This is a genomic window from Streptococcus mitis (assembly GCF_002096845.1).
Taxonomy (GTDB): Bacteria; Bacillota; Bacilli; order Lactobacillales; family Streptococcaceae; genus Streptococcus; species Streptococcus mitis_A.
Map to the genome: position 1 here is coordinate 23,068 of NZ_NCVK01000045.1, position 21,736 is coordinate 44,803.

General features: G+C 42.1%; 20 protein-coding genes and 2 pseudogenes. 5 read left to right on the forward strand and 17 right to left on the reverse strand.

Annotated elements, in window-relative coordinates; translation table 11 throughout:
* Position 1: 1 nt before the first annotated feature.
* The 9 genes and pseudogenes from B7695_RS07255 to B7695_RS07295 all read right to left on the reverse strand — a co-directional run bounded on the left by B7695_RS07255 (position 2) and on the right by B7695_RS07295 (position 6,604).
* On the reverse strand, positions 2 to 472 hold the full coding sequence (locus tag B7695_RS07255; RefSeq protein WP_084890744.1) for an HIT family protein: 471 nt from the start codon (positions 470 to 472) through the stop codon (positions 2 to 4).
* 1 nt (position 473) lies between these two features.
* Entirely contained in the window at positions 474 to 1,511 is a 1,038-nt protein-coding gene (locus tag B7695_RS07260) for a M42 family metallopeptidase (RefSeq protein WP_084890746.1), read from the reverse strand.
* Between the two features lie 96 nt (positions 1,512 to 1,607).
* Positions 1,608 to 1,748 (reverse strand): annotated as a pseudogene (locus B7695_RS10880) (branched-chain amino acid transport system II carrier protein); the annotation flags it as partial.
* 109 nt (positions 1,749 to 1,857) lie between these two features.
* Entirely contained in the window at positions 1,858 to 3,183 is a 1,326-nt protein-coding gene (gene brnQ, locus B7695_RS07265; protein WP_033685412.1) for a branched-chain amino acid transport system II carrier protein, read from the reverse strand.
* Positions 3,184 to 3,459: 276 nt separating this feature from the next.
* Positions 3,460 to 3,747 (reverse strand): rhodanese-like domain-containing protein, encoded by a 288-nt coding sequence (locus B7695_RS07275; protein ID WP_084890748.1) that lies wholly within the window; start codon positions 3,745 to 3,747, stop codon positions 3,460 to 3,462.
* 10 nt (positions 3,748 to 3,757) lie between these two features.
* A complete protein-coding gene (locus B7695_RS11495; protein ID WP_084890750.1) occupies positions 3,758 to 3,949 on the reverse strand; it encodes a hypothetical protein in 192 nt (63 codons plus the stop codon).
* Between the two features lie 3 nt (positions 3,950 to 3,952).
* On the reverse strand, positions 3,953 to 4,531 hold the full coding sequence (locus tag B7695_RS07285; RefSeq protein WP_084890752.1) for a uracil-DNA glycosylase family protein: 579 nt from the start codon (positions 4,529 to 4,531) through the stop codon (positions 3,953 to 3,955).
* A 53-nt stretch (positions 4,532 to 4,584) separates the two neighbouring features.
* A complete protein-coding gene (gene pepV, locus B7695_RS07290) occupies positions 4,585 to 5,985 on the reverse strand; it encodes a dipeptidase PepV (protein ID WP_084890753.1) in 1,401 nt (466 codons plus the stop codon).
* A 13-nt stretch (positions 5,986 to 5,998) separates the two neighbouring features.
* Positions 5,999 to 6,604: pseudogene (locus tag B7695_RS07295) on the reverse strand (nitroreductase family protein).
* Positions 6,605 to 6,775: 171 nt separating this feature from the next.
* Between B7695_RS07295 and B7695_RS07300 the strand changes: the two are divergent.
* Positions 6,776 to 7,576: an amino acid ABC transporter substrate-binding protein gene (locus B7695_RS07300; protein ID WP_084890755.1), complete on the forward strand. Its 801-nt coding sequence runs from the start codon at positions 6,776 to 6,778 to the stop codon at positions 7,574 to 7,576.
* Positions 7,577 to 7,643: 67 nt separating this feature from the next.
* Here the strand turns inward: B7695_RS07300 and B7695_RS07305 are convergent, their stop codons facing one another.
* The 8 genes from B7695_RS07305 to recJ form a co-directional block, all read right to left on the reverse strand.
* Entirely contained in the window at positions 7,644 to 8,477 is an 834-nt protein-coding gene (locus B7695_RS07305) for a metallophosphoesterase family protein (protein ID WP_084890757.1), read from the reverse strand.
* Positions 8,467 to 10,314 carry an excinuclease ABC subunit UvrC gene (gene uvrC / locus B7695_RS07310; protein WP_084890759.1) on the reverse strand — a complete coding sequence of 616 codons (1,848 nt, stop codon included), beginning with the start codon at positions 10,312 to 10,314 and terminating at the stop codon, positions 8,467 to 8,469. The genes B7695_RS07305 and uvrC overlap by 11 nt, the downstream gene beginning before the upstream one ends.
* A gap of 38 nt (positions 10,315 to 10,352) precedes the next feature.
* Complete coding sequence (locus B7695_RS07315; protein WP_084890761.1) at positions 10,353 to 11,054, reverse strand: M57 family metalloprotease; 702 nt, start codon at positions 11,052 to 11,054, stop codon at positions 10,353 to 10,355.
* A 78-nt stretch (positions 11,055 to 11,132) separates the two neighbouring features.
* Entirely contained in the window at positions 11,133 to 12,365 is a 1,233-nt protein-coding gene (murN, locus tag B7695_RS07320; protein WP_084890763.1) for a peptidoglycan bridge formation alanyltransferase MurN, read from the reverse strand.
* A 4-nt stretch (positions 12,366 to 12,369) separates the two neighbouring features.
* Positions 12,370 to 13,590 carry a peptidoglycan bridge formation alanyltransferase MurM gene (locus B7695_RS07325; RefSeq protein ID WP_084890765.1) on the reverse strand — a complete coding sequence of 407 codons (1,221 nt, stop codon included), beginning with the start codon at positions 13,588 to 13,590 and terminating at the stop codon, positions 12,370 to 12,372.
* Between the two features lie 108 nt (positions 13,591 to 13,698).
* Positions 13,699 to 14,478, reverse strand: a complete 780-nt coding sequence (locus tag B7695_RS07330) for an alpha/beta hydrolase (RefSeq protein WP_084890767.1) — start codon at positions 14,476 to 14,478, stop codon at positions 13,699 to 13,701.
* 67 nt (positions 14,479 to 14,545) lie between these two features.
* Positions 14,546 to 16,207: a ribonuclease J gene (locus tag B7695_RS07335; RefSeq protein WP_084890769.1), complete on the reverse strand. Its 1,662-nt coding sequence runs from the start codon at positions 16,205 to 16,207 to the stop codon at positions 14,546 to 14,548.
* Between the two features lie 163 nt (positions 16,208 to 16,370).
* Positions 16,371 to 18,599, reverse strand: a complete 2,229-nt coding sequence (gene recJ / locus B7695_RS07340; protein ID WP_192855754.1) for a single-stranded-DNA-specific exonuclease RecJ — start codon at positions 18,597 to 18,599, stop codon at positions 16,371 to 16,373.
* 176 nt (positions 18,600 to 18,775) lie between these two features.
* On the opposite strand from recJ, the gene B7695_RS07345 reads away from it, so the two are divergent.
* The 4 genes from B7695_RS07345 to B7695_RS07360 are packed head-to-tail and all read left to right on the forward strand — an operon-like array spanning position 18,776 to position 21,698.
* The gene (locus tag B7695_RS07345) at positions 18,776 to 19,534 is read left to right on the forward strand and encodes an amino acid ABC transporter ATP-binding protein (RefSeq protein WP_001229569.1); all 759 of its coding nucleotides are present in this window, start codon (positions 18,776 to 18,778) and stop codon (positions 19,532 to 19,534) included.
* 10 nt (positions 19,535 to 19,544) lie between these two features.
* Complete coding sequence (locus tag B7695_RS07350) at positions 19,545 to 20,339, forward strand: transporter substrate-binding domain-containing protein (RefSeq protein ID WP_084890773.1); 795 nt, start codon at positions 19,545 to 19,547, stop codon at positions 20,337 to 20,339.
* A 12-nt stretch (positions 20,340 to 20,351) separates the two neighbouring features.
* Positions 20,352 to 21,029 carry an amino acid ABC transporter permease gene (locus B7695_RS07355; protein ID WP_084890775.1) on the forward strand — a complete coding sequence of 226 codons (678 nt, stop codon included), beginning with the start codon at positions 20,352 to 20,354 and terminating at the stop codon, positions 21,027 to 21,029.
* 9 nt (positions 21,030 to 21,038) lie between these two features.
* Positions 21,039 to 21,698 carry an amino acid ABC transporter permease gene (locus B7695_RS07360; RefSeq protein WP_084890777.1) on the forward strand — a complete coding sequence of 220 codons (660 nt, stop codon included), beginning with the start codon at positions 21,039 to 21,041 and terminating at the stop codon, positions 21,696 to 21,698.
* Positions 21,699 to 21,736: the final 38 nt, after the last annotated feature.

Genomic DNA, 21,736 nt, shown 5'->3' on the forward strand with positions numbered 1-21,736 from the left:
TCTACTCCTTTATTTCTAATAGTTTATCTACTTCTGACGATAAACATTTGACTAATCTCTTGATCTCATCCGGTTTTGCTTGGCAGGTTTCTGAGGTCATTTCTTCAAAGGGAATCCACCAGACTGGACCACATCCATTGAGACCGTGACCATTCATATCACCTGTTCGTCTAGGAAACAGATGCCAATGAAGATGGGCATCGCCATTTCCTAGCAGTTCGATATTCATTTTCTCAGCAGCAAAGGCCTTAGCAACTGCCTCTTGGACCACACTCAGTTCTTCTAGAAAACGGAGTCTTGTCTCCTTTTTCAAATGGTGCAATTCGCTGACATGTTCCTTGGCTAGAAAGAGACTATAGCCTGCAAAATACTGGTGGTCTCCAACCACAAGATAGCCTGTTTCCAACTCTTTGACAAAATAGGGATTTTCTCTAGCTTTGATGAGGTCAATTCGTTGGCAGATGAGGCACATATTAGTCTACCAATGCACTCTTAAGATAAGCATCGACCATACGCTCTGTTGCGACAACCGAGTCAATATGAGTACGCTCATAAGAATGGCTAGACTCGATACCCGCGCCCAGGAGGGCGTGTTTGACCTCTGCCCCAGCAGACATGGCTGCTGAAGCGTCCGATCCATAAAATGGATAGATATCCAGCTTAAATGGAATATCTTGTTCTTTCGCCAAGGCAACTAAGTGTTGACGGAAGTCATAGTGATAAGGGCCTGAAGCATCCTTGACACAGATAGATACTGTGTACTCATCTGTCTGCTGGTCATCGCCCATGGCTCCCATGTCCACAGCCAGATATTCAACTACTTGAGCAGGAATGCTAGAGTTTGCACCGTGTCCCACTTCTTCAAAGACTGAAAAAGCAAAATGAGTTGTTACGGGCAATTCAATCTTCTCTTCCTTATAAATACGAAGCAGGTTAAGCAAAATCGCTGCGCTGACCTTGTCATCCAAATGACGAGACTTGATAAAACCTGTCTCTGTCACGACAGTTCGTGGGTCAAAGCTGATAAAATCACCAACCTCAATCCCCAAGGCACGAGTTTCTTTTTCATTAGTTACTTTGGCGTCCAAACGCACTTCCATATTGTCTTGCGTGCGTTCTGCAGTTCCTGCATCCTTGTAAACATGGCAAGAAGTTTGGTGGATGAGGATGGTTCCTGATACTTTTTCACCTGTGCTAGCTACGTGAACGGTACAGTTTTCTCCTTCAATCATGTTCCAAGGAAAACCACCGATACGATCCAGTTTGAGACGACCGTCTGGTTTGACAGCACGGACAATGGCCCCCAGCGTATCCACATGGGCAGTCACATAGCGATGCTCTTCATCATTTTGACCTTTGATGGTCACATTGACACCACCCTTAGCTGTGCGAACCGGCTGGTAACCAAAACCTTCTAGAGTCTTGACTAAATAGTCCGAAATCTCACGAGTGAAGCCTGTTGGCGATGCGATAGCTGTCAGTTCTTTGATATATTCTACTGTTTGATTCATTTCTTCACCTCTTTTGCTACCTATTATAACACATTTATCATCGGATAAAAGAGAAAATCACTCCTGTAGACTTGGCTACAAAAGTGATTTTAATGATTATTCCATTTCAAAAACATCGCTTTCTTGCTTGTTTGGTAGAACCAAAGAGAGCAAGATTCCGACAACAGCTGGTACTAACCATGGGAGAGATGCCTTGGCAAAAGGAAGAGTGTTGACAAGGTTTGCAAGAAACTCTACTGTTTGATTCATTTCTTCACCTCTTTTGCTACCTATTATAACACATTTATCATCGGATAAAAAAAGAAAATCACTCCTGTAGACTTGGCTACAAAAGTGATTTTAATGATTATTCCATTTCAAAAACATCGCTTTCTTGCTTGTTTGGTAGAACCAAAGAGAGCAAGATTCCGACAACGGCTGGTACTAACCATGGGAGTGATGCCTTGGCAAAAGGAAGAGCGTTGACAAGATTCGCAAGAAACTCAACCTTAAACGAGCTTCCTAGTACGCTTGCAATAGCAATAGCTGTAACAACAGCAATTGTCAACTGCATACCTGGTTTTGAAAGGGCAACAAATTTGTTGACAATGACAATCATAACGATAGCAATCGTGATTGGGTACAAGATAACCAGTACAGGGATTGAGTACTTGATGATCGCATCAAGACCCAAATTAGCAATGGCAAATCCAATCAAGGTAAAGGCTGTCGCATAAACCTTATAACTGATTTGTGGGAAACGCTCATTAAAGAACTCAGCTGTTGACACAATCAAACCAACTGTTGTTGTGAAGCAGGTTACGGTAACCATAGCTGCAAGGAAGAGTTGGGCTGTTGAGCCAAAGATTTCTTGAGTGGCTTGTGACAAGATGTAAACACCTGGTGTTCCACCCTTCATCGCTTCAGCTGGTACTGGGAAATGATTTCCAAGGAAACCTAAACCGATGTAAAGAGCACTGAAGGCAAGGGCAACAACGATACCAACCACCCAAATAGTTGAAATGTATTCTTTCTTACTTGAGAAGCCAAGTTGTTTCAAGGTTTGAACTGCGATTACACTGAAGGCAACTGAGGCAAGAGCATCCAAGGTATTATATCCTTCTAGGAAACCTGTACCAAAGGCAGAAGCTTGATAAGCAGCTGAAGCAGCTTGAGGACTTGTTCCACCGTATTTGAAAGCTCCCAGAACAACCAAGATAACAATCAAAATCGCAAAGACTGGCGTTAAAATACGGCCGATACGGTCTAAGATTTTTGATGGATTGAGCGAAATTAGATACGCTGCTGCAAAGTAAAGAACCGTAAAGACAATCAAGCCAAGTCCTTTATTTGCATCCGACAAAAGAGGGCTAATCCCTACTTCGTAAGCTGTTGTAGCTGTACGTGGGATAGCAAAGAATGGACCGATTGACAAGTAAAGAACTGAGAGGTAAAGAGTCGCAAACCAAGGCGCTATCTTTGTTGAAATCTCGTAAATATATCCTTTAGGATTTAGCGTTCCAATAATAAGGGTCAAGACGGCGATACCGACGCCTGAAAATACAAAACCTGCGATGGCAGGAAGAAAATGTTCTCCAGATAGAGCACCTAGAGAAGGCGGAAAAATCAAGTTCCCCGCACCAAAAAATATTCCAAACAGGAGCAAACCTGTTAAGGCACCTTTTTTAGCCATGAAAATCTCCTTCATATTTATAAAATACTGACCTAGTATATCATGAATAGGAGTATGAAAAAAGCTTCACGAAGTAAATATTGAATGTTTTCAAGATTCTTAAAAATGAGAATTGTCTAAAAATAAAATCCCCTACCCAGTCCATGCCAAGTAGGAGAAAATTCTAATGTTTATACTCTTCGAAAATCAAATTCAAACCACGTCAGCTTCACCTTGCCGTACTCAAGTACAGCCTGCGGCTAGTTTCCTAGTTTGCTCTTTGATTTTCATTGAGTATTAAAGTTCTTCAAAGGCCATCATGCCACCTTGTACATTGATAACCTCATAACCTTGTTCTGATAAGAATTGGCAAGCGCGCGCCGATCTCATCCCAGATTTACAAATAATATAATGCAAGCGATCTTTGTCCAACTGATCATAGGTATCAGCCAATTGACTAAGTGGCAGGTTGTGAGCGCCTTCTAAATGAAGAGCTTCATACTCATCTACTTCTCTCACGTCCACTAGAGAAAGTTGGTCGTTTTGGTAAAGCTGGTAAAATGCGTCAAAGGCTATTTCTTTCATTCTTTTTCTCCTAATACTCTTCGAAAATCTCTTCAAACCACGTCAGCGTCGCCTTACCGTGCGTATGGTTACTGACTTCGTCAGTTCTATCCACAACCTCAAAACTGTGTTTTGAGCTGACTTCGTCAGTTCTATCCACAACCTCAAAACAGTGTTTTGAGCAGCCTGCGGCTAGCTTCCTAGTTTGCTCTTTGATTTTCATTGACTATAAAATGGTTTTAATTCTTTTTTTCAAATCTGGCACCACTTCTGACTCAAACCAAGAATTTTTGGCCATCCAGATTTGATTTCGCGGTGAGGGGTGAACTAATGGAAAATAGGTTGGCAAGTAGTTCTGGTAATGTTTTACCCGTTCTGTCACCTTGCCACTGACTTTCTCCTGCAAATAATAGGCTTGGGCATATTGGCCAATCAAGAGGGTCAATTGAATATCTGGTAATTCTTGCAAGAGCTGTGGATGCCATTTTTCTGCAAAGCCAGTTCTCGGTGGCAGATCACCTGATTTTCCATGCCCTGGAAAGTAGAAATCCATAGGCAGAACAGCAAAATAACCTGAATTGTAAAAGGTATCTTCATCCACACCTAGCCAGTCCCGCAAGCGGTCACCACTCTTATCCTTCCAGTAAAGGCCTGCCTCCTGCGTTTTAAGTCCAGGTGCCTGACCGATGATATTGATGCGAGCAGTTTTTGGCGCTGCAAAGAGAGGCTCAATGCCACGCTCTGTATAGCTGACATTCTGCGGATCCGCCATGATAGCCTGTTTGATTCTTTCGATTTGAGACATCTACTTTCCCTCCAAAAAGAAGTCCAAGCATAAGATCTCAGACTTCTATCGTTTTATTTGATCAATTCGTAAATAGCTTCGGCATAGATTGCTGCTGCTCGGAAGAGATCGTCCAAGGCGATAAATTCATTGGCTTGGTGCATGGTGTCAATAGAGTCTGGGAACATGGCACCGTAGGCAACACCTCGTTCTAGCAAGCGACCAAAGGTTCCACCACCAATGACTTGCTCATGACCTTTAAGACCAGTTTGTTTTTCATAAACATTCAACAAGGTTTGCACAAGTGGATCTTCCATTGGCACATAGTGAGGGGTATGACCGTGCTCAGAAAGGCTAACAGAAGCAACTGGCAAGTTTTCAAGGATTGACTTGATTTGTTCTGGACTTGTTCCTTTTGGATAGCGGATATTAAGGGCAATGGTATTATCAGCACTTGTTTCATCAAATCGGAAGACACCAGCATTCATAGAAAGGGCACCCATCTTTTCATCCACATGAGCAATCTTGAGACTTTCACCTTCATGGTCGTTCAAGAGAATCTTACCAGCGATGTCAAGGTAATCTCTTGCAGGTCCTGCAAAGTCAAACTGGCTAAGGAAGAGGGCTAGGTAAGTCGCACCATTGACACCTGAAGCAGGCATAGCACCGTGGGCTGATTTACCAATGATCGTCACCTTGTATTGGCCAGCTTCTTCTTGTAGTTCTCCTCTAAGTTTGTGTTCTGCAACAAAGGCATCTAGTTTCCCTTGCAAGTCAGTCAAATCACCTGAAACAACCGCTGTTGCTGATTCAGGCACCATGTTTTCACGTAAACCACCTGTGAAGCTGTGAAGACGGGCAGCACCTACATTTTCACCTGCAAAGTGAAGGTATTCCGTGATATTTCCTTTTTCACCATTGATGATAGGGAATTCAGCATCTGGAGAGAAACCGAAGTCTGGTTTCGCAAGTCCTACGTGCTCGAAATAGTAGTCCATGTCTGCCCAACCTGATTCTTCATCTGTTCCAACGATGAAACGAACTTTCTTAGAAGTTGGAAGGCCCAATTCTTTGATGATTTTCAAGCCATAGTAACAAGCTGTTGTAGGTCCCTTATCATCAGAAGCTCCACGCGCATAAAGGCGACCGTCTTTGATAGTCGGTGTGTAAGGATCTGTGTCCCAACCGCTACCAGCAGGCACCACGTCCATGTGGGCAAAGATTCCGAGAACTTCTTCTCCATCACCAAACTCAAAATGTCCTGCATAGTTATCGACATTCTTAGTTGGATAGCCATCACGATCTGCGATTTCAAGGAATTTTTCCAAGGCTTTTACCGGCCCAGGTCCAAATGGATGTTCAGCATCAACCTTGCTGTCATCACGTTCTGAGTTGATTTCCAAAAGGCTAAACAAGTCAGCCAAGAGGTCTTCTTTGCGTTTTTCTACTTCTGCTGTAAAATCAATTGCTGTCATTTTTTTCTTCTTTCTATCTTTTCTCGATGATTTCATCTACTGGCAAGCGATAGCTTGGTTCCAATTTCTCGTCTGTGTAACCTACTGTAATCAAGAGTTCTGGGCGGAAACGGTCTTCGATTTCTAAAACCTCATTGACTTTTGATTTGTCAAATCCAAGGATCAGATTTGATCCGATTCCTTGGTCTGTAAGAGCCAGAACCAAGTTCATAGCAACCAAACCTGCATTGAGTGCTAAGTAGTCACTTACTTGTTGTTCATTGTAACGGGCAAATTCCGCAGGTTAATTCTTCATGAAATATTGAAGTTGTTCTTCTGAGAAATTGTTAGCACCGCCAACTCGGGCAATCTTACGAGCACGTTTAGCCAGGTCTGTATCTGTAAACAAGGCAATGGTTACAGGCGCTGATGATACCTGTTCAAAGTTGGAACCGTAAGCCAATTTTGCCAGTTCGGCATTTTTCTCACGTACCACCACAAATTTCCAAGGCTGGCTGTTGTGGGCACTTGGTGCCAAGGTTGCGATTTCGATAGCCGTACGAACATCTTTAGGATCAACAGGTTTATCAGTGAACTGCTTGGTCGCATGACGTTTTTTATTTAATTCAAGAAATTTCATAATCGATTTCCTTTTCTAATTCTACTGCTTCCATTTTACCATATTTTGAAAGAGCTTGCAGGGATTTTTCATGATTAAGATTTTTTATTACAGCCATAAAAAATATATATTGGTTCATCAGGAACGTTTCTGATAAACTAGCAGATAACTTTACATTTGAATGGAGACATTATGAAAAAATTTAGCCTATTACTAGCTATCCTACCATTTTTGGTTGCCTGTGGAAATCAAGCTACACCTAAAGAGACCAGCTCTCAAAAGACAATCATCGTTGCTACAGCTGGTGATGTGCCACCATTTGACTATGAAGACAAGGGCAATCTGACAGGCTTCGATATCGAAGTTCTAAAAGCAGTGGATGAAAAACTCAGCGACTACAAGATTCAATTCCAAAGAACTGCCTGGGAGAGTATCTTCCCAGGACTTGATTCTGGTCACTATCAAGCAGCAGCTAATAACTTGAGTTACACAAAAGAGCGTGCTGAAAAATACCTTTACTCACTTCCAATTTCGAATAATCCTCTCGTCCTCGTCAGCAACAAGAAAAATCCTCTGACTTCACTTGACCAAATAGCTGGCAAAACAACACAAGAGGATACTGGAACTTCTAACGCTCAATTTATCAATAACTGGAATCAAAAACACACCGACAATCCCGCTACAATTGATTTTTCTGGAGAAGATATCGGTAAACGAATCCTAGACCTCTCTAACGGAGAGTTTGATTTCCTAGTTTTTGACAAGGTATCCGTTCAAAAGATTATCAAGGACCGTGGCTTAGACCTCTCAGTCGTTGATTTACCTTCTGCCGATAGCCCCAACAACTATATCGTTTTCTCAAGCGACCAAAAAGAGTTTAAAGAGAAATTTGATAAAGCTATCAAAGAACTCTACCAAGATGGAACCCTTGAAAAACTCAGCAATACTTATCTAGGTGGTTCTTATCTCCCAGATAAATCTCAGTTACAATAAGATAGACTAAAAACGATTGGACCAGCCAATCGCTTTTTTAGTTTGCATTGGTTATTTTAGAAAATTCTTACAAAAAATCAAAAAAATTCTTCACATCCTCTACATACCCATGCTTTTCTATTAAGCTTGCTAATAGTTCTAGATTGTGCCCCTGATAGTTATCTTCTCTTCGTAGCTCTTCATACATTTCGATAAAGGGAAGTCCCTTGGATTTTGCCAATTCTAACTCCGCTTCATAGTCATAAGCGACTTTACGAAATAGGATATTTACCAATTCCCCATCTTCAACCTCTATCACGACATACTGGGCACGGTGATTTTTTAACGCCTCCCAGTTAAAATAGGGCATGCCAATCGACCCTGGATTGATGATTTGTTGCCCTTGACTGCCATAACGAAGCAACTGCTTGTGAACATGACCATAGACTGCCACGTCAACTTCATCATCTAGGAGTTGGTCAAATTTCTCTGTATCATTCTCAACTAGCAAGTCACCACCATAGTTCTTATTTGGCAAATTATGAGAGATAGAAAAGCGCAATCCGTCAATTTCTTTCTTTTCCAGCAAAGGCAAGCTTCGTAGCCAGACAATCGTTGCAGGATCCATTCGCTCCATCAAAAACTGGGTCATTCGCATTGACTGGATTTCTTGTGGATGTTCCAAACCATATTCACCATCCAAGGCCTCAAGGACACAATCATCCCAATTGCCTCGAACACTGGTTGTGATAGGAAGGTCCTTTAGCAGGGCGACTAAGTCATTTGCGCCTGGACCAGGAAGAAAAATATCTCCCAGAAGCCAGTATTCACTGACTCCTTGATTTTTAGCATCTGCAATCACTGCTTCTAAGGCTGTCGCATTGCCATGAATATCTGATAAAATTGCGATTTTATGGTTCATGATGGTCTCCTTCTGTTTGATAATCTGCTCTTTCTTCCGCAACTTGAGCCAACTCAACTTCTCCCTGCGGGTTCAACTTCCTCTGCACAGCCTCTGCAACGGCTCTAGGTACTCCAACTTCGACAATCTCATCCACACTGGCTTCCTTGATTTTTGTCAGAGACTTGAAATGCTTCATGAGATTTTGCTTGCGTTTAGGCCCCAGCCCTTCAATTCCATCCAGTTGTGATGAAAAGGAATTTTTGGAGCGCAGTTGACGGTGGAAAGTAATGGCAAAGCGGTGCACCTCATCTTGGATGCGTTGGAGGAGGAAAAATTCCTGAGAATTGCGAGACAACTCCACCACCTCAAGTGGATCTCCAAAGAGCAATTCATGGGTTTGGTGCTTGTCATTCTTTTGCAGACCTGCAATGGGGATATCCAAGCCCAGTTCTTCTTGGATGACTTGCTTGGCAATATTGACTTGACCTTGTCCCCCATCAATGACAATCAAATCTGGAGGAGTCAAACCGTCACTCTGTACTCGACCATAGCGTCTGCGAATGACCTCTCGCATACTAGCATAGTCGTCTGGCCCGACTACGGTCTTGATTTTATACTTACGGTAATCTTTTTTACTTGGTTTGCCGTTAACAAAGACCACCATAGCCGAAACAGGGCTAGTTCCCATGATGTTGGAGTTATCGAAGGACTCGATGCGAACTGGAGTCGGAATTTGGAGCAAGCGTCCTAGATTTTCAATAGCTCCTTGGGTCTTTTCGACAGATTTTTCTAGCAGATTGAACTTCTGCTCTAGGCTGACTCGAGCATTCTTTATAGCCAAATTGACCAGTTGTTTTTTCTCACCACGCTGGGGTTTGACAATCTTGGCATCCACCAAGGCCCTGACCGTTTCTTCATCAATATCCTGCGGAATCAGCACCTCATTAGGAACTAGGTGAGATTTTTCTTGATAGAATTGTCCTACATAGGTTAGAAAGTCCTCATCCGGATCGTTGTAGTAGGGAAAAAGATTGACATCCCGCTCAATAAGCTTGCCCTGACGAACAAAGAAAACCTGAACACACATCCATCCCTTGTCCACATAGTAGCCAAAGACATCCCGATTTTGGAGATCCTTAGCCATGACCCGTTGCTTGGTTCGAAGTGTTCCAATAGCCTGAATCAGGTCACGGTATTCCGCCGCACGTTCAAACTCCATATTTTGTGCTGCAGCTGACATTTTACTCTTTAGGTCATCGATGATTTTGTCATCCTGCCCTTTTAGGAAATCAGAAACCTCCTGAGCCATAGACCTGAAATAAGCCTCATCCTTCTTACAGATGGTGTGGGCCATACATTGGCCAATATGGTAGTAAAAACAAACCTTAGACGGTGGATTAGTACACTTACGAAAAGGGAAAATCCGATCCAAAAGTCGCTTGATTTCATTGGCTGCGCCCACATCTGGATAGGGACCAAAATAGAGACCTCCGTCCTTTTTGACCTGACGGGTAATAATCAAACGAGGATAGCGCTCATTAGTGATTTTAATGAAGGGATAGGACTTGTCATCCTTGAGCATGATATTGTATTTAGGCTTATTTTCCTTGATCAGGTTGATTTCTAGGAGAAGTGCCTCAATATTGGACTCAGTAACGATAAATTCAAAATCTACAATTTCAGAAACCAAAGCCTCTGTTTTGGTATCATGACTTCCACGGAAATAAGACCTCACGCGGTTACGCAGATTTTTAGCCTTTCCTACATAGATAATGGTGCCGTTTTTATCCTTGTGAATGTAACAACCAGGGCTGGTCGGCAAGAGCTCTAGTTTTGATTTAATCAAGTTGTTCATAGTTCCATTATAGCAAAAAAGTAGGGAAAGATAGTCCCCTACTCATTGGTCTCATATATTTTTCGAAGGTTTGCAACATCCTCTTCCTGAATACCATAAAAGGAACCTGCCGGTTGCATCACAGACTTCTCATCTGTATGATCCAAACCAATCGCATGACCCAACTCATGTTCTGCCGTATGGACAATACGCTCAAAGGAATAGCCATAGTTAGGATTGGACAAATAATAATGATTCAGGCGCACCGTTACAGACAAGAATTGCCCTGTTAAGAGATTGGTCTGACTTTCCGCCTCTCCTGCCACAGGAGTGTTTCCGTTGTTCATCTCAGTAGCCAAGATATCCGCCGTGCTGGACTCAGTCACAATTTCAAAGTTAAAAGCACCAGTTTGATTCCAGTTCTGAATCGCTTCTAAGTAAGCTTTTTGAAAGCGTGAATCCATTTGCGGATCCAGGTAAATACGAGCAGAAGCCTGTGGCCATCTTCCTTCAGAGTGTTGATGGCTATCTGTCTGGTTCAACTTAGGCAGTTGCCCTGTTTTTTCCCATTGGTCGATACTTTGTTGACCAATTTTTACTGACCGTTCTGCTTGCTTCAGCGCTCCTTGAAAATCCCCGTTCAGATACCAAAGAAATCCAAAAGCAAGAGTGCATAAAAGCACAACTATCCAAACCAGGCGCCAAAACAAACGCCACACAAAAGAAAAGAAAGCCCCTATCAAACGAAAAAGCCAGCGCATATTTCTCCACCTTTCTAGCAAATAAAAATTATTTTACTAAAACAAGCTGAAAGAAAGCTAAATACTGACTTTTTCATCTTAACGTCCTACTATTTTTTTGAATAACTGAATAGCTTTGTATTTTAAAGGTGATGGATGATAACGGAAAGTTCCTGCTTTGCGTACAATATAGCCATTAAAATTCTGTTTAAAACGCAAAACACCATCACTACCATCAAAAATCCCTTGAATGCCTAGGAAGTTGTATTTAGGTATTCCACGTTTTATGCTTTCCAACATAACATATTTTTGAAGCAGTGCAGGGGCATAGAACTTATTAAACTCAGTGTAAGAACCACTAAAGAGGTAAGTCGTTTCCTGAGGCATATAAACAAATAAACTCCCGGCTAAAACAATATCTTCTTCTCCATATTTTTCAATCAAGTCTCGCGCTTCTGCTTTTCGAACTTCAAAAGTTTCAAATTGACTAGAATATTCTCTCAGTTGATTTTGTTTTTTCTCAGAATGAGGATTTTTACTCAAATCAAGTCGCAACTTGTCCAAGATTTCTTCTAGTTTACTTTGTTCACCTTGCAATTTGCTCATATACTCCGAAAAATTTAAGCTTGCTATGAGAAACTCCGCTTGTTCTCCAAATGAATCATAAAAGTGCTCATAATATTCTAAACTTTTATCACTATATTCTCTACGTTCAGAGGTTTCTTTTGTTATGTTCTTAAAAATTGATAGCTCTTCACGTTTTAACTTTTTCAACCGAATGCCAAACGTTTCAGCCTTTTTCACCAAGGGTTTACCCTTTTTGCTAAAACTTTTAAGCAAATTCTTTTCAGTTAATTCAGTCAAATCTTTATAGTATAACCAATCTGGTTCTCCACCTGGATAACCTCTTGTCAATCCATCAAACTGATAGCCTAAATCAGTCAAATCTTGAATAATACTTTTTTTCTCAGTATCTATTGGATTACCTTGGCTATCAAAAGTTTGATAAGTTTCATAAGGTTTTACAAGCAACTCTAATACACCATTTTGCTTGGCATATTCTTTTAACTCCGCATAAAAAACTGGAAGAGCATCTTGTTGGGTATAAATCGGCCCCGAATTGATCTCCATATGCAGACCACCCAGCATGGGCAAGCTATAAACCAGAGCTGCAACTTGAATCTCTCCTTCTTGTTTCAAAGCAAGATAAACAATTCGAGCCCCTCTTTTTTCTAACAAGTCCCCCATCTGAACAGATTGCATAAAGGAACGAGAAGAAACCTGATCAGAATAAGCCTGAAACTCTTCTTTCGTGAGTGTAATTAGTGCCATATACTTACTTTCTATGTTTTTTTCTTAATGTTTTACGGAAATCAAGAGCAAGTCTTAACAGAGGATAGAGAGGATGGGTAGGCATTGTAAATTCACCCAAATATTCTTCAATCGTTGGATTAAATTTTTCCTTAAAATGATAAAGTCCACCATTGAGAGAGTTTTCAACACCACCTAAATTTTGCCACAATATACCTCGCTCAAAGGCATAGCGAGCCGTTTCATACCAAGTTAAAATTGGTGCATTGTAACGTTTAAAAGCATCATCCATACCAGCATATAGATTGACAGAAGTTTGTCCGAATTCTAAAGTCAAGGTAGCCGCTAAAGGAACTCTTGCTTGACCTGCATCCATATATTCCTGCAGGAAAGTCAATTCCTCTAACAAACGTTCTTTTTCCTTCTTCTGCGCTTCTACTTTTGAAGTTCGAGTCGACTCAGTAAAGGTCTCTTCCAAGGCTCTGTTTTTCGCTAACTGTTCTTCTAATTCTTGCGAACGTTTAGAGACATCCAAGGTTGCCAAGGTGATATAAGCCTCGTCCTTAAAATTATCTAACAATTTTTTATAATAGACTTCATTCCTCAAATGAATATCTTTTCGTTTCTCGGTTTTTTTCATCAACTCCGAAAACGAATCTAATAGTTCCAGTCCACCATATTGAACCTCAAGCCCTTTGTTTCGAGCTGTTCGGATAGCTTGCCTCGTTGATTTAGAAAGTTTATCTTCTTCAAAATTTTCCTTATATATTTTCGCCTGAATACGAGGTTGAATAGTATCATCCATCTCGGCTGTCTGCCCAGACCATTTCACTCCTAGTTGCCCTAAAGTCTCAACAAGAGCAAGATTTTCAGGATATTCTCTTTTATCTTGATTGACCAAATGTTGAGATAAACAAATACTTGGATCAAAAGTCACAAAAATAGCTCTCTTACTGCGAGCATAAGACTTAATAGATTGAATGACAAAACTCAAGAGTTCTGTATCCCCATAATCCAATATAGGTCCTCTTGGGATGTAAAACATTTTATACCCAAAAGGTAGAGACTTTATGAGAATACTAGCCACAGCCAGTAATTTTTCCCCTTCATAAACCCCAAGTCTCTCATGATTCCAATCAGATTTCACTTTTTCCCAAGCACTACTTTGTAATACATTGGCTAATTCATGCTCTTTGACAAACTGATCATATTCTAATGTGGGAATGCCAATTTGATAACGGTACATTTCCTACTCTCTCCTCCAGTATTTTTTTACTATTCTACTACTTTCGTTTGAAAAGTCTAGTGAAAACATATTTTATTTTAGTCCTACTACCCTACGCTAAAGTTCAAACTAAGTTAGTCTCTCTTCTAATTTGAAATCAATTGGTAGGGTTGCTAAAAAGATTTCCAATTGTTTTTCCCAATAATACCACTCATGCGTTCCAGCGCTATGGCTATAGGTCATATCAAAGCCTGATTTTTTAAGATTTTTCACTGCTAGATTATTAGCTTCGTACAAGAAATCCTGCTCGCCACACCAAGCCCACAGCTTGGTCTTTTTATCTGATTTTTTAGCCAAACTTTCAAGAGAATAGGGACTAGCTGTCCAATCTTTAATCTCTCCAAACACACCTCTCCAATAAGCTGGTGTTCCCAGATTTTGGCTTTCAGGAGAAAACTCTTGAAAACTAAGGGCGCCTGAAAAGCTAGCTGCACGAGAGAAACGATTTGTAGCAAGAGCCAGTTTAAAACAGCCGTAACCTCCCATAGAGAGGCCAGCGATAAAGGTCTTTTCACGCTTGCTAGTTATATTAGGGAAGAAGCGTTTCAGAATCTTTGGCAATTCCTCTGCTAGAGCCGTGTAGTAGTCAAAACCATATTGGGTATCGGTGTACCAACCGTTGCTGGTATTGGGCATGACAACGATAAGATTAGTGCCTCGAAGCAAGCGTTCTACATTGGTTCGCTTGAGCCAACTATTATGATTGCCAGACATCCCGTGCAAGAGGTACAAGACTGGAATGTCTTTACAATCTGGTTCTTCTACTCGATTGGCATCAGGGTAAAGAACATTCACTCCCCACTCCATATCCAAAACTTGTGAGTAATACTCGATTTTCATTACTGCCATAATTTTTTCCTCTATTTTTCTATAAGAAAAAGCCGAAACTCGACTTTCTCTCTGTTTATTTCAACGATTATTTTGCTTCCATGACTACTGGTAAAATAGCTGGACGACGTTTGGTTTGGTCAAAGAGATACTTGGTAAGATTATCACGAACCTTCCCTTTGAGATCTGCCCAGTCAAAGTCATCTCCTTGAAGATACTCTTCCACCGTTTGGTTAATCAATTCTGAACTTTCACGGAGAATATCGCGACTCTTCTTGAGATAAACAAATCCACGCGTGTGAACACGAGCCTTGGCCACAATTTTCTTCTCACGACGGTTAACGGTAATTGCGACGATGAAAATACCGTCCTCTGACAAGACCTTACGGTCACGAAGAACCACATTACCAACATCACCAATGGCATTCCCGTCAATCAAGACATCTCCTGCTGAAACCGCGCCAGCTGGAACAAAGTCCCCATTCTCATAAGCCATGCTGGTTCCCTTTTTAGGGATGAAAATGCGTTCTGGCAGCATCCCGACCGCCATAGCAGCCTTAGCATGGGCATCCAACTCACGGTATTCCCCTTGAATTGGGAAGAGATACTTGGGTTGCAAGAGATTAATCATCAATTGCAAATCACGCGCATTTCCATGTCCTGACACACGCAAGCTTTGGGTGATCAATTTGACAACCCCGCCAGCTTGGTAAATCATGTTTTCCACACGCGCCATAACTGCTTCTTTAGCGATAGACGGAGTGGTTACGATATAGACCAAATCACCGTCCTTGATTTCCACATAACGGTGGCGACCAATCGACATCTTGCGAAGACCGTTGATAGGCTCACCCATACGGCCTGTCTCAAGGATAATCAACTCATGGTCTTCAAAGCGAGACATATCTTTTGGCTTAATCAAAAGACTCTCGTTAGCTAGAGACAATTTCTTAAGGCGAATAGCAGTGCGGACGATATTTTCAATATCAAATCCTGTCAAGACCACACGGCGACCTGTTGCATCCGCAGCGTCAAACACCTGCTGGATACGAGATAGGTTGCTGGCTACTGCTGCGACGATAATACGTCCATCCCAATCAGAAATGGTTTGAGTGATTTCATCCCCAACTTCACTTTCGCTAGCCACTTGGATATTACTGTCCGCATTGGCTGAATCGCTAAGAAGAGCCAGAACTCCATCACGACCGATTTCTGCCAAACGAGCGAAGTCTGTCGCATAGGATTCACTAGCTGTCTGGTCAAATTTGAAGTCACCTGTATAAACGATGCTACCTTCAGCTGTCTTCAAGACAACACCCAGACTTTCTGGGATAGAGTGGGTCGTACGGAAGAAGGAAACCACAGTCCCTCCAAAATCAATCTCCGTATTCTCATCAATGACATGGAAATCATTGAATTTCTTAACTGTGTCATTTCCTTTGACAAAGAGTTTGGCCAACTCAATGGTCAACTCGGAGCCAAATACAGGTACCTTGGCTTCAGCCAAGAGATAAGGAAGAGCACCAATGGCATCCGCATGTCCGTGGGTCAAGAAAACCCCTGCGATACGGTCGCTATTTTCAAAAAGGTAGTCCATATTTGGAATAACGACGTCCACCCCTAGTTGTTCATTTTCAGGATATTTCAGACCTGCATCCAAAACGAAAATAGACCCATCGATTTCAGCGATATACATATTTTTCCCATTTTCACGTACACCACCAAGTGTTGTTAAACTGATATTACTCATTTTTCCTCCGAAAGCTTTGTTTATCTTGATTATAGGGTTGCTTGCCCTTTTATTCTAAAAGCACTACTTTTAGCCGAATCTTTTCCTACTATTATACCATTTTTTTGATGATTTTCAAAATGAAGATTTGTTTTCAAAAAAGAGCTGGTTTCCCAACTCTTTCCTATCTGCTATTCTTTTCCATTAAAAAGTCATAAATTTCTTGCACGGTACCCAGCGCCATCATTTCTTGGTCTTTGACGGTTTGTTTGAGATTTTGGTAAATCTGACTTTCTCCGATTTCCCGCTTTGGTGCCTCTTTATTGACTGTCATGACCCCATCTTTGATGGTCACAAAGCTTAGTTCTTCAAACACTTGAATCATCTTGACCAGCAAGATTTGCTGGATATTGAGATAAGTAGCCAAATCCTTGAGCTTATAGCGAATATCAAACTCTGGAAACTGGTAGATGGTTTTATACAATTTGGCAAACTGCTCTCTAGTCCCATAACCTGTCAGATAGTAGGCCTTGTCAATGTCATTTTTGAAATAGACAGCGGAAAAATTCTGTTTCTGAAAAATGGTCTTCAACTGAGTAATATCCTCAGGAATGGTTTTTACGACAACAGCTTCACTAGTCGCTAAATCTGGCAGTTCTCCAGCAAAATCCAAGACTGGAACCCCTTCTGGCAAGACTGCATTCTTCCCACGGATGTTAAAAAGTTGAACACCCTCCACACGCGCATCCACCATCATCAACTGCAGGGCAGTTTGGCCATTCCATTGGTTGACAGACAATTTGACTGCCATCTCTAGATTCTTGGTTTGAGAAAACTCTGTTGCCCATCTACCTTGTCCAAAGGCTACCACTTCAAAACTCGCCTCACCCTTGGAAATTTTCAGCTTGAGATGGACGTTGCCTGCTCCCATAGTACGAGCACTTTCGACCTGAAAATCCTTGATATAAAAGACAGGTTTCTGATTGTCCATGCCAAAAGGTGCCAAACGTTCAAAACTTTTGACCGTTTCCAAGCTAAGTGTCTCCAAATCCAGTTCTTCATCTAGATTTAACTTGTTCTTGCCAGCAGCATCTGCGCCTTTTTCACGGACATAATCTTCCAAGACCTGAGATAAATCTGAGAGTTTCTCAACTTCCAGCGTCATGCCAGCCGCACCAGCATGACCGCCAAAGGCGATGAAGAGGTCTCGATGAGGATCCAGAGCCTCAAAAATATCGACCGCTTCCACACTACGAGCACTGCCCTTGGCACGACCGTCCTCTATATTAAGAACGATGACTGTCTGTCCTAGTTCTTCCAACAAACGACCAGCCACGATCCCTAGAACCCCAGGATTCCAGCTTTCCTTGGCCAAGACTTGAACCTTCTTCTCAGGATCCACCATGGTCTTAGCTTCTTCGTAGATTGACTGAACGATTTCCTTGCGCTCTTCGTTTTTCTGATGAATCATAAGGGCAATCTCGTGAGCTTCCTCGTCGTCAAATCCAGTCAACAAATCAATGGCAGGATTGGGATCATCCAAGCGTCCCAAGGCATTTAAACGAGGGGCAATCTGGAAACCAACTGTCTCTTCTGTCACTTCGTTGGCAGCAATCCCAGCCATGTCCAACATTTCTTGTAGACCAATACGCTGAGTGTGGCCCAACATCTCCAGACCATACTGAACCAAGATACGGTTCTCATCTGTCAAACTAACCATATCAGCAATGGTACCAATAGCGACCAAATCAAGCAATTCCGCTTGTACTTCTTCTAACAGGGCACAAGCCAACTTGAAGGCCACTCCGCAACCAGCCAAATATTTGAAAGGATAGTTCGCATCCGGATGTTCAGGATGGACAATAGCATAGGCATCTGGCAGGGTTTCAGGCATGGAATGGTGATCAGTCACAATGACATCTACCCCCATAGACTGGGCCAATTCAATAGCCTCATGACCTGCAACTCCATTATCCACTGTCACAATCAAGGAAATTCCTTCTTGCTCGATAAAGTATTTGTAGACACTGGCATTAGGTCCATAGCCATCAGTAAAACGATTGGGCAAGTAAACACGGCACTCCGCACCAAGCTGTTCCAAACTTTCCTTAACAATAGAAGCCGAAGTCATGCCATCCGCATCGTAGTCTCCGTATATGAGGATATTTTCCCCTTCTTCAATGGCCTGCCGAATCCGTTCCACTGCCTTGTCCATATCATGGAGCAGATAAGGGTCATGCAAGTCCTCCAAGGAAGGTTCTAAAAACCTCTTCAGACTTTCTTGGTCCTGAATCCCTCTTTCAAATAATAACCGAGCGACCTCAGGACCCAGTCCAGCCTTCTTGGCTATCTTTGTAAAATCCGCATCTTCTACCTGCGGGGCAAACTGCCATTCATAAGTAGGTGTTATCAAAAAGACATCCACTCTTTCTAAGAATTCTATTGCTTCATTATAACATGATTTAGGCTTTTTCTCTATCCAGATTGCTTTTTTATAAAATTTTAGTGAATTTTTTCAGATATGATTTGACAAGGTAATTCTTTTGGTGTAAAATCATGTTATAAAATCTAACACAAAGGAGATTCCTTATGGCTTTAGTAGAATTTGAACACGTCGAAAAATATTACGGAGACTACCATGCACTCCGCGACATCAATCTCCGTTTTGAAAAAGGACAAGTCGTTGTCCTACTCGGACCATCTGGTTCCGGGAAATCCACTCTGATTCGTACCATCAATGGTTTGGAGGCTGTTGACAAAGGAAGTCTTCTAGTCAATGGCCACCAAGTTGCTGGTGCCAGCCAGAAAGATTTAGTTCCTCTTCGCAAGGAAGTCGGCATGGTTTTCCAGCATTTTAACCTCTACCCTCACAAAACAGTGTTAGAAAACGTAACACTTGCGCCTATAAAAGTTCTAGGAATTGATAAAAAAGAAGCTGAAAAAACAGCTCAAAAATATCTAGAATTTGTAAATATGTGGGACAAGAAAGATTCTTATCCAGCCATGCTTTCTGGTGGACAAAAGCAACGGATTGCCATTGCACGTGGACTCGCTATGCATCCGGAACTCCTCCTCTTCGATGAACCAACATCTGCCCTTGATCCTGAAACCATCGGTGATGTTCTGGCAGTCATGCAAAAATTGGCCCACGATGGTATGAATATGATTGTCGTGACCCATGAAATGGGCTTTGCCCGTGAAGTTGCGGACCGCATCATCTTTATGGCTGACGGAGAAGTTTTGGTGGATACGACAGATGTTGATGACTTTTTCGACAATCCAAGCGAACCTCGTGCCCAACAATTCCTCAGCAAAATCATCAACCACGAAAGTGACAAAGTCAAATAAGGAGGCGCCTATGAAAAAGAAATTCTTTTTATCAGCAATATTGATTAGCCTTTTCGGCCTTGCTGCTGCAAAACCGGTTCAGGCTGATACCAGTGTCGCAGACATTCAAAAGAGAGGCGAGCTGGTTGTCGGTGTGAAACAAGACGTTCCCAATTTCGGCTACAAGGATCCCAAGACAGGGACCTATTCTGGTATCGAAACTGACTTGGCCAGGATGGTAGCTGATGAGCTCAAGGTCAAGGTTCGTTATGTGCCGGTTACCGCACAAACCCGTGGACCGCTCCTAGACAATGAACAGGTCGATATGGATATCGCGACCTTTACCATCACAGATGAACGCAAAAAACTCTATAACTTCACCAGTCCCTACTACACGGACGCTTCTGGCTTTTTGGTCAATAAGTCTGCCAAAATCAAAAGTATTGAGGACCTAAACGGCAAAACCATCGGAGTCGCCCAAGGTTCCATCACCCAACGCCTGATTACTGAACTGGGTAAAAAGAAAGGTCTGAAGTTTAAATTCGTCGAACTTGGTTCCTACCCAGAATTGATTACTTCTCTCCATGCTCACCGTATTGATGCTTTTTCCGTTGACCGCTCGATTCTATCTGGCTACATCAGCAAACGCACAGTACTACTAGATGATAGTTTCAAGCCATCTGACTACGGTATCGTTACCAAGAAATCAAATACCGAGCTCAACGACTATCTCGATAACTTGGTTACTAAATGGAGCAAGGATGGTAGTTTGCAGAAACTTTATGACCGTTACAAGCTCAAACCATCTAGCCATACCGCAGATTAAGGAGGACACCCCATGACAGATTTATCATCTTGGACAGCCTATTTTCAGGATTTTGGACAATTTTTCAATGGCTTCCTCTTTACCCTTGCCCTAGCGATCGGATCCTTTATCCTAGCCATGGTCTTGGGTATATTCTTCGGAGCTATGTCAACCAGCAAACGTCCAATTTTGCGCATTTTAGCTCGTATCTTTGTCGAGTTTTATCAAAATACTCCCCTATTGGTACAGTTTGTTATCGTTTTTTATGGTTTGCCCCTTATTAGTAACCATATCATCATGATTCCGATTTATTGGACAGCTGTTCTCTGCGTAGGGCTCTATCACGGTGCCTATATCGCCGAGGTGATTCGCTCAGGAATTCAGTCTATTCCTAGCGGTCAGATGGAGGCCGCCTTATCGCAAGGTTTTACCTATATCAGTGCCATGCGCTTGATTATCTTGCCTCAGGCCTTCCGTATCATTCTCCCTCCTTTGACCAACCAAATCGTCAACCTCATCAAGAATACCTCTACAGTCGCTATCATTTCTGGTGTAGACTTGATGTTTGTGACTAAGTCTTGGTCGGCTCTTAACGGAAACTACATTCCAGCCTTTCTAGGCGCTGCCCTTCTCTACTTTTCTCTATGCTTTCCTGTTGCCCAGTTTGGTCGCAAGATGGAGCAAGCAAACAAAAAAGCCTATTCGCTTTAGGAGGTTACTATGGAATCCATTTTAGAAGTTTTGACCCCAGATAACCTAGTCTTTATCTTTAAAGGATTTGGCTTGACCCTCTATATTTCTCTAATTGCCATCGTCCTCTCTACCCTCATCGGTACGGTGCTAGCCGTCATGAGAAATGGCAAAAATCCTATCTTGCGCATCATCTCCAGCATTTACATCGAGTTTGTGCGTAACGTTCCCAACCTTCTCTGGATTTTCACTATCTTTTTAGTTTTCAAGATGAAATCCACACCAGCAGGAATCACTGCCTTCACCCTCTTTACCTCAGCAGCCTTGGCTGAGATTATTCGAGGCGGTCTCAATGCCGTAGACAAGGGACAATACGAAGCAGGAATGTCACAAGGCTTCACCTCAGTCCAAATCCTCTACCACATCATTCTTCCACAAGCTATTCGCAAAATGCTGCCAGCCATCATTTCTCAGTTTGTAACCGTGATTAAGGATACCAGTCTTCTCTACTCTGTCATCGCCCTACAAGAACTCTTTGGAGCTAGCCAAATTCTCATGGGTCGTTATTTCGAACCAGAGCAGGTCTTCAGTCTTTATATCCTGATTGCCCTCATCTACTTCAGCTTTAACCTAGCCATTTCTAGCCTATCTCATATGCTAGCAAAACGTTGGCAACAAGCAGCAGAATAAACAGCTACTCTCCAGTTAAATTGGAGAGTTTTTTGATG

Excerpts from the sequence above, each read along its gene's own strand:
- B7695_RS07255 (WP_084890744.1), bottom strand. The coding sequence starts at position 472 with ATGTGCCTCATCTGCCAACGAATTGACCTCATCAAAGCTAGAGAAAAT.
- B7695_RS07260 (WP_084890746.1), bottom strand. The coding sequence starts at position 1,511 with ATGAATCAAACAGTAGAATATATCAAAGAACTGACAGCTATCGCATCG.
- brnQ (WP_033685412.1), bottom strand. The coding sequence starts at position 3,183 with ATGGCTAAAAAAGGTGCCTTAACAGGTTTGCTCCTGTTTGGAATATTT.
- B7695_RS07275 (WP_084890748.1), bottom strand. The coding sequence starts at position 3,747 with ATGAAAGAAATAGCCTTTGACGCATTTTACCAGCTTTACCAAAACGAC.
- B7695_RS11495 (WP_084890750.1), bottom strand. The coding sequence starts at position 3,949 with ATGAAAATCAAAGAGCAAACTAGGAAGCTAGCCGCAGGCTGCTCAAAA.
- B7695_RS07285 (WP_084890752.1), bottom strand. The coding sequence starts at position 4,531 with ATGTCTCAAATCGAAAGAATCAAACAGGCTATCATGGCGGATCCGCAG.
- pepV (WP_084890753.1), bottom strand. The coding sequence starts at position 5,985 with ATGACAGCAATTGATTTTACAGCAGAAGTAGAAAAACGCAAAGAAGAC.
- B7695_RS07300 (WP_084890755.1), top strand. The coding sequence starts at position 6,776 with ATGAAAAAATTTAGCCTATTACTAGCTATCCTACCATTTTTGGTTGCC.
- B7695_RS07305 (WP_084890757.1), bottom strand. The coding sequence starts at position 8,477 with ATGAACCATAAAATCGCAATTTTATCAGATATTCATGGCAATGCGACA.
- uvrC (WP_084890759.1), bottom strand. The coding sequence starts at position 10,314 with ATGAACAACTTGATTAAATCAAAACTAGAGCTCTTGCCGACCAGCCCT.
- B7695_RS07315 (WP_084890761.1), bottom strand. The coding sequence starts at position 11,054 with ATGCGCTGGCTTTTTCGTTTGATAGGGGCTTTCTTTTCTTTTGTGTGG.
- murN (WP_084890763.1), bottom strand. The coding sequence starts at position 12,365 with ATGGCACTAATTACACTCACGAAAGAAGAGTTTCAGGCTTATTCTGAT.
- B7695_RS07325 (WP_084890765.1), bottom strand. The coding sequence starts at position 13,590 with ATGTACCGTTATCAAATTGGCATTCCCACATTAGAATATGATCAGTTT.
- B7695_RS07330 (WP_084890767.1), bottom strand. The coding sequence starts at position 14,478 with ATGGCAGTAATGAAAATCGAGTATTACTCACAAGTTTTGGATATGGAG.
- B7695_RS07335 (WP_084890769.1), bottom strand. The coding sequence starts at position 16,207 with ATGAGTAATATCAGTTTAACAACACTTGGTGGTGTACGTGAAAATGGG.
- B7695_RS07345 (WP_001229569.1), top strand. The coding sequence starts at position 18,776 with ATGGCTTTAGTAGAATTTGAACACGTCGAAAAATATTACGGAGACTAC.
- B7695_RS07350 (WP_084890773.1), top strand. The coding sequence starts at position 19,545 with ATGAAAAAGAAATTCTTTTTATCAGCAATATTGATTAGCCTTTTCGGC.
- B7695_RS07355 (WP_084890775.1), top strand. The coding sequence starts at position 20,352 with ATGACAGATTTATCATCTTGGACAGCCTATTTTCAGGATTTTGGACAA.
- B7695_RS07360 (WP_084890777.1), top strand. The coding sequence starts at position 21,039 with ATGGAATCCATTTTAGAAGTTTTGACCCCAGATAACCTAGTCTTTATC.